Origin of the sequence: Antrihabitans stalagmiti, from assembly GCF_016482825.1 — a bacterium.
GTDB lineage: Bacteria > Actinomycetota > Actinomycetes > Mycobacteriales > Mycobacteriaceae > Antrihabitans > Antrihabitans stalagmiti.
The window spans coordinates 244,061-258,348 of the sequence record NZ_JAEMNV010000002.1; the positions used below are offsets into that span (position 1 = coordinate 244,061).

Annotated in this window: 2 protein-coding genes; one reads left to right on the plus strand and one right to left on the minus strand. The window is 65.2% G+C overall.

All coding sequences use genetic code 11. The features are described 5' to 3' along the window. Positions 1–91: 91 nt before the first annotated feature. Complete coding sequence (locus tag JGU71_RS05680; RefSeq protein WP_199703064.1) at positions 92–1,384, plus strand: NAD(P)/FAD-dependent oxidoreductase; 1,293 nt, start codon at positions 92–94, stop codon at positions 1,382–1,384. Here JGU71_RS05680 and JGU71_RS05685 read toward each other — a convergent pair whose 3' ends face one another. Continuing rightward, entirely contained in the window at positions 1,385–14,242 is a 12,858-nt protein-coding gene (locus tag JGU71_RS05685) for a type I polyketide synthase (RefSeq protein WP_199703065.1), read from the minus strand. Positions 14,243–14,288 lie beyond the last annotated feature (46 nt).

A 14,288-nucleotide genomic window follows, 5' to 3' on the forward strand; every position in this document is an offset into this window, starting at 1 on the left:
GGAAATCTCGTCACCGTCTGGACCGACTCGACGCTACGGTGGGAGAATAGGCCCGCCAGGACGCGGCGAATCGGACCGAGAGGACTCCATCGTGAACGACGAGTACGACGTGCTGGTCGCCGGTGGCAGCCTGGCGGGCTGCGCAACGGCAATCAATCTCGGTCGCAAAGGTTTTCGCGTCGGCGTGCTGGAAGCGCATCGCGATCCCGACTTCTACAAGCGTGTGTGTACCCACCTGATCCAACCGACGGCGCTGCCGACGTTGCAGCGCCTCGAGCTCGACACCGCAATCGAGGCAGCCGGCGGAGTCAAGATGCACGCCTCGTTCTGGACGCCCGTCGGCTGGGCGCACGAACGCGACGCAGGCGAAATGGACCGCCACGGCTACATCCTTCGGCGGTCGGTGCTCGACCCCGTGATTCGTGAGATGGCCACCGCGACGCCTGGCGTCGACATGTTGCTCGGCGCGAAGGTGCGCGATCTCCACCGCGACGGCAACGGCCGAATCGACGGTGTGGTGACACGCATCGACGGCGCCGAGCACACGTTGCGCGCACGGCTGGTTGTCGGCGCCGACGGCGCCAACTCGCGAATCGCCGACGCCGCAGCGCTACCTGCGAAGCTGTCACCGAACCGCCGCGCCAGTTATTTCGCGTACTTCCGCAACGTGCCGATTCCCGAAGGCAACTTCCGGGTTTGGTTGATGCCACCCGATGCGCTCGGCCTGATCGGCTCGGACGACGGCGTCACCCTCGTCTCGATGTTGATCGACAAGTCACGGGTACCGGAACTGCTCGAAGGCGGCGAAGACTACCTTCGGCGACGCTTCGCCGAGCTTCCCGATGCACCGGATCTGTCTCAGGCACATCGTGTTTCCGACATCGTCGGAACGAAAGACCGACCGAATATGACGCGGTTCCGGGTTGTTCGCCCAGGTTTAGCGCTCGTCGGTGATGCGGCGCTTGCGGCCGATCCGCTGCGCGGTGTCGGGTGCGGTTGGGCGCTCGAAGGTGCCGAGTGGCTCGCCGACGCCATCTCCGACGCCCTGGCCGAGGGCGATCCACAGGCGATCGATGCCGGCTTGAAGCGTTACCAGCGCAAGCATCGCAGGCAGTTGCTGCCGCAGCAGGCGATGTTCAACCGGAACAGCCGCCAGGCCGCACCACCGCCACCTGTGCGAAAGTTGCTCGCGACCGTTGCGGCAGATCCCTATGTCGCGCAACGATTCTGGCCGGTCATTGCCCGAAGCGCGTCCGCGCGGACCCTGCTGGATCGGCGCGTGTTCTCGGCTCTTCGACGCTCCGGTGGTCGCAGCCTCGACGCGTGGCGGATTCCAGAATGCACTCAAGCGGACACGGTCGACGCCCGGGCCGACGTCGGCTGATCAGAACGATCCGAATTCCTCGTCCACCAGGTCGAACAGTTCGTCGTCTGTCACCGAGTCGAGCGCCGTCGCCTCTTTTTGTTTCGATCCGAGCTGCGCCCGCATCTCTGCCTCGAAGCGACTCAACGTCGCGCGTGCCGACTCTCGATCGTCCTCGTCGGTCAGCGATGTCAGCAGAGTTTCTATCTGGCGCAGCGCACCGCTGATCCGTTCGAGCGACGACGGAGCCGACCGGGTACCCAGTGCCGACGTCACGAAATCCGCGACCGCACGCGGCGTCGGGTAGTCGAAGACGAGGGTCGACGGCAGTCTGAAACCGGTCGCGCGTGCCAGCCGGTTACGCAATTCGACCGCGGCAAGCGAATCGAGGCCCAGGTCGGCGAACGTCGTTGCCGGATCGACAATTTGGGTGTTCGCAACCACCGCAACATGTTCGCGCACCAGGTCCAGGACTGCCTTCGCACGGTCCGCGCCGGCCATGGCTGCCAACTGCGCCGAGACTCCGGAATGGTGTGGGGCGGATCGTGGTGCCAGGCCGCCGAGCAGTTCGTGTTCTTGCCCGGCGCGACGTGCCTGCGGGTCGGTCCGCAGCGCTGCCAGCACGGCCTTGTCTGTCGACAGCGCGGCATCGAACAGTTCGAGGCCCGCGTCGCGCGTGAGCGGGACGAGACCGAGCCGTTGCCAACGGGCGAGGTCGGTCGCGGTGAGTTTCGCGGACATTCCGCCGTCGGTCGTCCCATCGATGCTCCAGGGCCCCCAAGCCAACGACGTCGCCGGATAACCGGCAGCTCGTCGATCGCGTGCCAGTGCATCGAGTGCGGCGTTCGCCGCAGCGTAATTGCCTTGTCCCGCAGTACCAAGCAGCCCCGCAATCGACGAGAACACAACAAAGGCCGACAGATTCAGACTTCGTGTCAACTCATCCAGCGCCAGCGCACCGTCTACCTTCGGTGCCCACACCCGATCCAGTTGCGTAGGTGTCATCGACTCGATCGTGGCGTCGTCGAGGACCCCGGCCGCGTGGATCACCACAGAAAGTGGTTGTTCGGTCGGTATCGCCGCCACGACCGATTGCAGCGCGGTTCGATCGGTGACATCGCACGCCGATACCGTTACTGCACAACCCAACTCGGTGAGTTCCGCGATCAGCTCGTTCGACCCCTGCGCTGCTCGACCACGACGGCTCACCAATACCAAGCGCCGTACTCCGTGCGTCACGACGAGGTGCCGCGCCAACGCCCCACCCAACCCACCGGTGCCGCCGGTGATCAACACGGTCCCAGCCCATCCCATCGGCGCGCGCGTTTCGACCGCGAGGCGGACCAATCGGGGTACCTCGACAACGCCTGCACGGCAACGCACCTGCGAATGTGGCGACGCCAAGATCGCAGCAAAGTCGGTGCCGTCCGGATCGTCGGTATCCACAAGCACGAACCGGCCCGGATGCTCCGATTGCGCCGAGCGGACCAAACCCCACACACCCGCAATCGATTCGGTCGTCAACACGACCATGCGTGAATCGTCGGAGGCTTCGGCGAGGAATTTCTGCAGTTCCGCCAGCACCGACGCAAGGTCGCCGGCACCGTCGATGCGCAGTGTCTGCGTATGGGGTTCTTGGGTGGTCTGGTCGTCCAACTGCACTGGCACCCAGTTCAATTCATAAAGTCCGTCGTTGCGAATCCAGTGGTGGTCGGTCAGCTGTGCCAGCTCGACCGGACGGTATACCAACTTGTCGATCGCGACGACGGGAGCGCCGAAGGAGTCCACCGCTGCGATCGTCCATGCCGAGTCGCCGCCGACACCGACACGCACACGTAGCGCCGTGACACCGGTCTTGAATCGGCGGACACCGTTCCAGCTGAACAGCATTCGCCCACTGCCAGTGCCGTCGAGCGACACCATCGCACCACCGTGGACGGCCGCATCGAAGAGTCCCGGGTGCAATCCGTATGCCGCGCCGAGTTGATCGTCGTCGAGCGAGGCCTCCACATACAGGGCATCATCGACGCGCCATGCTGCCCTGATGTCACGGAAGGTCGGGCCGTAATCGAAACCGGCCGAGGATAATTGGGCGTAGATCTCGTCGACACCCACAGGCTCGGCTCCGACCGGCGGCCAGACCCCGCCGGTGAGGTCGGCAAACGTCTCCAGTCCCGCGTCTGCGGTCGGCGCAATGGTTCCGGAAGCGTGACGTGTCCATTCCGCTTCGGCCGCATCAGCCGCATCGGGACGTGAATAGACCGCAACCGAGCGTGCACCGACGTCGTCGGCGGCAGCGACTGTCACCTGGATCCGCACAACCTCTGCAGCGTCGAACGTGAGCGGGACTTCGAGTGTGAGTTCGTCGACGTAATCGCACCCGATTTGCTCACCGGCGCGCATAACCATCTCGACAAACGCTGTTCCCGGCACGACGATCACACCGAGCAACACATGGTCGGCGATCCACGGATGGGTGTCGACGGACAGGCGACCGCCGAAGATTCGCTCGCCTCGTCCCGCCACCGAGACGTCGCTGTCCAGGATCGGATGATCGAGTGTGCTCTCGGCCTGCGGAGCGGCGAGCCAAAAGCGTTGGTGCTGGAAGGGATAGCCCGGCAGATCCACTCGCTGCGCACCCTGTCCAGCAAAGAACCTGGCCCAGTCCACATGCACGCCATGGCAATGCGCTGTTGTCACCGCCCGCACCAGCGTCTGCACCTGCGACCTGCCTCGACGCTGCGTCGCAACCACCGCATCGGCATCGATCACACCCGATAGCACCGCATCCGGACCCACCTCAACGAACCGCGAACCACCCACCGCCTGCGCGGCCCTGATCCCGTCAGCGAAGCGGACCGGCTCCCGCACCTGCCGCACCCAATACCCCGGATCAGCGAACAACTCCGTCTCCACCCGACCGGTCACAGTCGACACCAACGCAACACGAGGCAAGTTCCAGGTCAGATTCTGCGCCACCGCCGCGAACTCCGCCACCATCGGATCCATCAGTGCCGAATGAAACGCATGACTCACCGCCAGTCGTTTCGTGCGCCGACCCGACCAGCGTCGTTCCAGTTCCTCGATCCCCGCCACCGGACCCGACACCGTCACCGACGAACGACTGTTGATCCCCGCAATCGACACCCCGGCAGGAAGCGCACCCACCTCGTCCTCGCCCATTTCCACCGCCAGCATCGCCCCACCCACCGGCAACGCCGCCATCAACGCACCCCGCGCCGTCACCAACCGCACCGCATCCGCCAGCGACAACACCCCCGCCACATGCGCCGCCGCGACCTCCCCGATCGAATGCCCCACCACCACATCCGGAATCACACCCCACGACTCGAGAAGTCGGAACAACCCGACCTCGACCGCAAACAAGGCGAGCTGCGTGTTGTCCGTGCGATCCAGATCCGTTGCGCTGTCGAACAACCACCCCGGATCACACACCTGTGTGATTGCTTCCGCGAAGACGGGGAACTGTTCGAACAACTCCCGACCCATCCCCCTCGACTGCGCACCCTGCCCCGAAAACACGAACACCGTCTTGCCCGCCACCATCCGAACCGCAGTGACCGACGCCAGCTCCGACGAATCCAGCACCGCCGCCCGCCACTCCAAATGCGCACGCGCCGTCGCCAACTCGAAACCCACATCCACCGCGCGGTGACCATCGACGTCACGCAAACCCTGAAGGGCCGCGTGCAACGCACGTTCGGACCGCGCCGACACCACCCACGGCACCACCGGCAACGACCACGTCGCAGCGCTCTCCACCTGTGCCGACGCTTCCTCCACGATCACATGCGCATTCGTCCCACTGATCCCGAACGACGACACCCCCGCCCGCCGCGGCCGACCACCCTCAGACGGCCACTCCCGCGCCTGCGTCAACACCCGCACCGCACCCGCAGACCAATCCACCTGCGGCGACACCACATCCACATGCAACGACCGCGGCATCACCCCACACCGCATCGCCTGCACCATCTTGATCACACCCGCAATACCCGCCGCACCCACCGTATGACCGATATTCGACTTCACCGACCCCAACCACACCGGACCAGCCCCATCTCGGTCTTGGCCGTAGGTCGCCAACAACGCACCAGCCTCGATCGGATCCCCCAACCGAGTCCCCGTCCCATGCGCCTCCACCACATCCACATCCGCCGACACCAAACCCGCCGACGCCAACGCCGACCGCACCACCCGCTCCTGCGACGGACCATTCGGCGCCGTCAACCCATTGCTCGCACCATCCTGATTCACCGCAGAACCCCGCACCACACCCAACACCCGATGCCCCCGCGCCACCGCATCCGACAACCGCTCCAACACAACCAAACCCGCACCCTCGGAAAACCCCACCCCATCCGCAGCAGCACCGAACGACTTACACCGACCATCCGGCGACAACCCACGCTGCCTCGCAAAATCAACGAACAAATACGGCGAACCCCACACCGACACACCACCGGCGAGTGCGATGGAACAGTCGCCGGCGCGTAAGGACTGAGAGGCGAGGTGCAGAGCGACGAGCGACGACGAACAGGCCGTATCCACCGTCATCGCGGGGCCCTCGAAGCCGAACACATAGGCAACCCGGCCCGACAGCACACTCAACGTCGTGCCCGTCAGCCGAAAGCCCTCCAGCTCGCCGGTCACGTGGGTGTTGTAATCCGAACTACTTGCGCCTGCGAAGACACCGACATCGCTGCCGCGCAACGATTTCGGATCTAGACCGGCATCCTGCAAAGCGTCCCAGGCAACCTCGAGCAGCACACGCTGCTGCGGATCCATCGCCGCGGCCTCGCCCGCCCCGATCCCGAAGAACCCCGCATCGAACCCGGCGGCGTCATCGAGGAAGCCGCCCTCGCGGACATAGACGGTGCCGGGCATCTCCGGGTCGGAGTCGTACAGGCGATCCAGGTCCCAGCCCCGGTCGTCGGGAAAGCCGGACACTGCATCCGTACCCGCGAATACGAGGTCCCACAGGTCGTTCCGCGAATTGACACCACCCGGAAAACGACAACCGATACCGACGATTGCTATCGGCTCATCGGCTTTGCTCGCTGTCCGCTTCGTGGTCGGCGCACTAGTGGCGGCACCATTTCCTCTGCTCCCCAACAGGTAACGCGCCATAGCTTCGGGCGTCGGGTAGTCGAATACGAGGGTGGATGACAGCCGTGCACCAGTGGCAGACGCAATGCGATTACGTAGTTCGACCGCACCAAGTGAATCCAAGCCGAGATCGGTGAAAGTGCTCGTTGGATCGACGCCGCCAGGCCTGTTCGTGACCACGCCGACATGCTCGAGGACAAGATCCAGTACAGCAGTGTTGCGTTCGCTCTCGTCGAGTCCGTCGAGGCGGGCACCGAATCCGGTGTGTCGCCGCGATACCTGCGGCAGCAGTCCACCGAGCAGTTCGTGCACAGCACCGACTCGAGGTTTGTGTTCATCGATTCGCGCGGGTACCACCACAACCTCGTCGACGCCGATCGCGTTGTCGAACAGGGCAAGTGCAGAGTCCGTATCCAACGGAACAATTCCTGTGCGCACCCACCGCGCAAGGTCGGTCGCAGCCAACTTGCCTGCCATTCCGGACTCCGCCGCCCACGGTCCCCATGCCAACGACGTCGCCACAAACCCGGCCCGACGACGACTCCGCGCGACCGCGTCCAACGCAGCATTCGCGGCCGCGTACCCACCCTGCCCCGCAGTACCCAACACCCCTGCAATCGACGAAAACAGCACAAACGCCGACAGATTCAGATCCCGCGTCAACTCGTCCAACACCACCGCACCCACAACCTTTGGCGCCCACACCCGGTCCAACTGCGCAGGCGTAGACGACCCGACCGTCGCGTCCTCCAGTACACCCGCAGCATGAATCACCGCAGTCAGTCGTTCCGGAACCTCTGCCAACACCGCGGCTACCGCCACCCGATCCGTCACATCACACGCCGATACCGTGGCGGCACAACCCAACTCGGAGAGCTCCGCGACCAACTCGGCCGCACCTGGGGCGTCCCCACCGCGACGACTTATCAACACCAGTCGACGCACACCGCGTGTCGCTGCGAGATGCCGCGCGACGACCGCTCCCACACCACCGGTGCCGCCCGTGATCAGCACAGTTCCGGCCGCCCACTCGATCGGTGCCGGCGCCTCCACCGCGGCACGGACCAAACGTGGGACCTCGACGACACCGGAACGGATCCGCACCTGCGAATACCCCGATGCCACAACGGCATCAAGATCCACATCGTCGGAATCATCGGCATCGACCAACACAAACCGACCCGGATGCTCCGCCTGCGCCGACCGCACCAAACCCCACACACCCGCCGCCACCGGATCGAACTCGAAACCCGATGTAGTCACCACCAACCGAGAATCCGACTCCCCCGACAACACCCGCTGCACATGCTCCAACACACCCGCCACACCCACGCCACCATCGAACCGCTCGAACGGCTGCGCATCGCCATCCCTCAGATCGACAGGCACCCAACCCAACTCGAAGAGCGAGCCGACTGTTCCAGATTGCTTCGACCGCTCGCTGCTGTGTATCTCGAACGTGCGGAAGATAATTCTGTCGATCGACAGCACTGGTCGACCGGTCTCGTCGACTGCCGCGATCGAGAATCCGTCGGCACCGGACGGGGTCGAGCGCACCCGCAGTCGCGTGGCGCCACGGTTGTAGCTGCGGACGCCTGCCCAACTGAACAGCAACCTGCCCTTTCCGGGCGGCAGGTCCTCGGCGAGCGCGTACTGCGCGAAGCCTGCGTGCAACGCAAGATCGAACAAGGCGGGATGGAGCGTGTAAGCGTCTGCGTCTCCTGCAAATTCAGCATCGAGCGTGACCTCGGAGAAGATCTCACCTTTACGACGCCAGACCCCGTCGATGCCGAGAAACGCTGGGCCGTAGACAAGTCCTGACGCCTCGGTGATCCGATCGAGTATCGACTCCGCGGCCACGATGTCGGCATCGGCCGGTGGCCACGATGCGTCCGCGTCGAATTGCTGGAGTAGGTCATCCGCGGCGGCCGCGCCCGGATCGCCTGTGTACGTGCCGCTTCCGGACTGCGTCCACTCGTCGTCCTCACCGAATCGGAATGCGACGGTGAATGCCCGCCGCCCGGTGTCGTCGGCTCCCTCGACAAGCAGTTGCAACTCGACCGCAACGGCGTCCGGCGGCACGATCGGCGCCTGATGGGTCAGCTCTTCGACAGCGCCGCAACCTATCTCGATTGCCGCGCGCGAAAGGAGCTCGATGGTTGCGGTGCCGGGCAGTACGGGTGCGCCGAAGGAGAGGTGGTCGCCGATCCAAGGATGTGTTGCCAGAGCGACGCGGCCGGTGAACAGCCATTCGCCCTCTCTGGCAAGCGATACAGCCTGATCGAGGACTGGGTGGCCGAGAGGACTGTCGACAGCGGTCGGAGCTGCGTCGAGCCAAAAGCGTTGGTGCTGGAAGGGATAACCCGGCAGATCCACCCGCTGCGCACCCCGCCCAGCAAAGAACCTGGCCCAATCCACATGCACGCCATAACAATGCGCATCCGCCACCGCCCGCACCACCGTCCCCACCTGCGAACGACCCCGCCGCTGCACCGCAACCACAGCATCGGCGTCGATCAGCGCCGACAACTGCGCATCCGGACCCACCTCAACGAACCGCGACCCACCCGCGGACTTCGCCGCCCTGATCCCATCAGCGAAGCGGACCGGCTCCCGCACCTGCCGCACCCAATACCCCGGATCGGCGAACAACTCCGTTTCCAACTGCCCGGTCACAGTCGACACCAACGCAATACGAGGCAGATGCCATGTCAGTGCCTGTGCCACCGCCGCGAACTCCGCCAACATCGGATCCATCAACTCCGAATGGAACGCATGACTCACAGTGAGCCGTTTCGTGCGCCGATCCGACCACCGCGCTTCCAGTTCCTCGATCCCCGCCACCGGCCCCGACACCGTCACCGACGAACGACTGTTGATCCCCGCAATCGACACCCCGGCAGGAAGCGCACCCACCTCGTCCTCGCCCATTTCCACCGCCAGCATCGCCCCACCCACCGGCAACGCCGCCATCAACGCACCCCGCGCCGTCACCAACGTGACCGCATCCGCCAGATCCAACACCCCCGCCACATGCGCCGCCGCGACCTCCCCGATCGAATGCCCCACCACCACATCCGGAATCACACCCCACGACTCGAGAAGTCGGAACAACCCGACCTCGACCGCAAACAAGGCCAGCTGCGTGTTGTCCGTGCGATTCAGATCCGTTGCGCTGTCGAACAACCACCCCGGATCACACACCTCGCGCACCGCATCTGCGAACACCGGGAACGCGTCGAACAGTTCTTTGCCCATCCCCGTCGACTGCGCACCCTGCCCCGAAAACACGAACACCGTCTTGCCCGCCACCATCCGAACCGCAGTGACCGACGCCAGCTCCGACGAATCCAGCACCGCCGCCCGCCACTCCAAATGCGCACGCGCCGTCGCCAACTCGAAACCCACATCCACCGCGCGGTGACCATCGACGTCACGCAAACCCTGAAGGGCCGCGTGCAACGCACGTTCGGACCGCGCCGACACCACCCACGGCACCACCGGCAACGACCACGTCGCAGCGCTCTCCGCCTGTGCCGGCGCTTCCTCCACGATCACATGCGCATTCGTCCCACTGATCCCGAACGACGACACCCCCGCCCGCCGCGGCCGACCACCCTCAGACGGCCACTCCCGCGATTCGGTCAACACCCGCACCGCACCAACCGACCAATCCACCTGCGGCGACACCACATCCACATGCAACGACCGCGGCATCACCCCACACCGCATCGCCTGCACCATCTTGATCACACCCGCAATACCCGCCGCACCCACCGTATGACCGATATTCGACTTCACCGACCCCAACCACACCGGAGAATCCCGATCCTGCCCATACGTCGCCAACAACGCACCAGCCTCGATCGGATCCCCCAACCGAGTCCCCGTCCCATGCGCCTCCACCACATCCACATCAGCCGACACCAACCCAGCACTAGCCAACGCCGACCGCACCACCCGCTCCTGCGACGGACCATTCGGCGCCGTCAACCCATTGCTCGCACCATCCTGATTCACCGCAGAACCCCGCACCACACCCAACACCCGATGCCCCCGCGCCACCGCATCCGACAACCGCTCCAACACAACCAAACCCGCACCCTCGGCCCAGGCGACACCGTCCGCCTCGGCGCTGAAGGACTTGCACCGCCCATCCGGCGCCAACCCCTGCTGACGGGCGAACTCGACGAAAAGGAAAGGCGACGCCAAGACAGAGACCCCACCGGCCAACGCCGTCGAGCACTCCCCCGACCGAATTGCCTGACACGCCAAGTGCAACGCCACCAGAGACGACGAACACGCCGTATCCACCGTCATCGCGGGCCCCTCGAACCCGAACACGTAAGCCAACCGGCCGGAGATCACACTCGAATGACGTCCGGTCAATCGCAGTCCCTCCGCCGCCGAGTTGTTGCCTTGATAGTCGGAATCGCTGGCGCCGACGAAGGCTCCGATATCACTGCCCCGCAACGATTCCGGGTCGACACCTGCGTCCTGCATCGCGTCCCATGCAACCTCGAGCAGCAGCCGCTGCTGGGGATCCATCGCCGCGGCCTCACCCGGTCCGATTCCGAAGAACCCCGCATCGAACCCGGCGACGTCGTCGAGAAAGCCTCCACCGGCCGAATACACAGTCCCCTGCTTGTCACGGTCCGTATCCAGCAACCGCCCGAGGTCCCAACCCCGGTCGGTCGGCCATCCGGAAACGGCATCGACTTCCCCGAACACCAATTCCCACAAAGCTTCTCGTGACGCGACACCACCCGGGAATCGACAGCCGACACCAACGATCGCAACGGGCTCGTCGGCATACGTCGCAGCGCGAATGGAAGCCTGACGCGGCACAACGCCGTCTGCCAACTCCTGCACGAAGGTCGTGACGGCGGCGAGCGTTGGATGGTCGAACACCAGCGTCGCCGGCAACGTGAGACCTGTTGCATGTGCGAGCCTGCTCCGGAACTCCATCCCGCCGGCCGAGTCGAGACCGAGATCCCTGAACGAGCGGCGCATATCCAGCTCGTCCGTGTCCGTATACCCGAGCACTGCGGCGGCCTGCTCGGCTACAACGGCCGCAACATCGACATCGGAGCGCTTGCGCACCACAGTGTTCCGCAACTCCGGCGTTGCACTGTCGGCCGAACGAACACCTGCCGATGCCGCGATGCGAAGGGGCGTGTTCAGCCAATAGCGTGACCGTTGAAATGCGTAGGTCGGCAGGTCGATCGCTCTCGGGTCGTGGGGACGCCACCAAAGCGACCAGTCGATCGACAGCCCGTGCGCGTGTGCGGTGGCCAGCGCGGTGGTGATCCGGTCGACGCTGCCGTCGTCGCGGCGCAGCGTATCCAGCACGGCCACAGCAGAACCCTCGGCGAGCTGCTGCAACGCCACGACCAAGCCAGGATTCGGCGAAACCTCCACAAATGCCCCTGCGCCCGTGGCCACCAGGCCCGCAACAGCATCGGCAAACCTGACCGGCTCGCGCAGACCGCGATACCAGTAGGCGCTGTCCAATCTGCCCGTATCGATGGGCGCCCCGGTCACCGTCGAGACCATCTCGATTCGGCTCTGCTGCCCAACGATTCCTGCCAGGTCGCCTTCCAACCGGGTTCGCAGGTCGTCTACCTGGGGCGAGTGCGATGCATAGTCGACCGGTATCCGCCGCGCCCAGATTCCACCTTGCTCGCATTCGTCCACCATGGCCTGCACGTCCGCGGGCGTTCCCGAGATCACCACGGAGCCTGGCGCATTCACCGCAGCAACGACGACACCCGTACGGAGACGTGACGCGATGTCGTTCTCCCCCATAGCGATAGCGGCCATCGCACCGTGCCCAGCCAGGACCTCTGCCACCGCGCGCGACCGAAGCACGACGATACGTGCCGCATCGGCAACGGTGAGCGCTCCCGCAACTGTCGCGGCGGCAATCTCGCCCTGCGAATGTCCGACCACCGCATCGGGCGTCACACCGAACGATCGCCATACGGCCGCGAGCGACACCATCACCGCCCACAGCGCGGGCTGCACCACATCTACCCGCGCCAGCAGTGCCTCGTCCGTAAGTGCTTCGCGGAGCGACCAGTCAACCCCGTCGATCGCTTCGAGCGCAGCGGCGCATTCGTCCATCGACCTGCAGAACGCCGGCAACGATTCCCATAGTTCGGCACCCATACCGACCCACTGGCCGCCTTGCCCGGGGAACACGAATACGGTTCTGCCGGTCCCTGCTCGGCCGTACACCGGACCCGGCTCGTTCGCCGCGACAGCGTCCAGTCCCGCGAGCAACGACGCACGATCGTCGGCGAGAACGACAGCCCGGTCGGGCAGCGCATCACGAGTCGTCGCCAACGAGAAGCCGATATCTGCAAGCTCTACAGCAGGATTCGCATCGAGCCAGGAATGCAGCCTGGCAGCCTGACCAGCCCTGCCTTCGACACCGACGGCCGAAAGAACGAAGGGCAGCACCCCTCCGTTCGGCGCCGACGCTTGCCGTGCCGGTGCAACGACGAGAGGCGCCTGCTCCACGATCACATGCACGTTCGAGCCGCCCATGCCGAACGACGACACCCCGGCACGGCGCATTCCGGCCCTGCCCGACCAGGGTTCGGTTCGATCGACGACCCGAAGACCGAGATCCGCCAAAGGAATTCGCGGGTTGGCTGTAACGAAGTTGAGGCTCGGCACCAACAGCCCGCGATCGAGGCAGATCGCGGTCTTCACAAGGCCTGCGATGCCTGCGGCACCTTCGAGGTGGCCGATGTTCGTCTTTATCGATCCGACGCCGAGCCTAGGGTCATGCCCGCCGTACACGGCGCCGAGCGCCGCGGCCTCCACCGGATCACCGACAGCTGTACCGGTGCCGTGCAATTCGACATAGTCGATGTCGTCAGGAGCGAGTCCGGATCGGGTCAACGCGCGACGGATGACGTCGGCTTGACTGTCGCTGCTCGGCGCCGTGAGACCTGACTCCCCGCTGCCGGTGTTGACTGCGGTACCGCGCACGACAGCATAGATTCTGCGTCCGTTGGCAATTGCGTCGTCGAGCCGCTCGAGGACCACGACCGCGCCGCCTTCGCCGCGCACATGCCCGTTCGCGCGGGAATCGAAGGCGTAACACCGGCCGTCGGGCGACAAGGCACCGAATTCGGCCGCCATCGAATTGCTGAACTCCGAAAGAATGAGATTGACGCCGCCGACCAATGCCAGCTGCGATTCCCCGCTCGCGAGGCTCTGACAGGCGAGGTGGACCGCTGTCAGCGACGACGACTGCCCGCTGTCGACGGCAAGGCTCGGCGCGCTGAAACCGAACGTCTGCGATATCCGGTTCGCGATCACCGACCTCCCGAGGCCGGCGAAGGTGTGTCTGGTGACGGCGTCCGATCCCTGTCTGGCAACCAGATCGGCGTAGTCGCCGCCCATCACGCCGACGAAGACACCGGTGCGGTCGGGCGCCGAGGCCGGCGTGATCCGCGCGTCTTCCAAAGCCTCCCAACCCAATTCCAGCGCCAGGCGCTGCTGCGGGTCCATCGCTGTCGCCTCTTTCGGCGAGATACCGAAAAACGCAGGATCGAAAAGGTCTGCGCCGTCGACGAATCCACCACCGGGCAGACCGGATGGACGATCGGGCGGAACGGGGCCGACGGCCTCGACACCGTCTCGCAACAGCGAAAACAACGCGTTCGGGCCGTGCGCACCCGGGAAGCGGCAGGCGATGCCGACGATCGCAATCTTGTCGAAGATCTCACCCATCGAGCTCACCTCCAAATCCTCGTCGCTGCAGTGTGTCCGAGTCCGT

Excerpts from the sequence above, each read along its gene's own strand:
- JGU71_RS05685 (WP_199703065.1), bottom strand. The coding sequence starts at position 14,242 with ATGGGTGAGATCTTCGACAAGATTGCGATCGTCGGCATCGCCTGCCGC.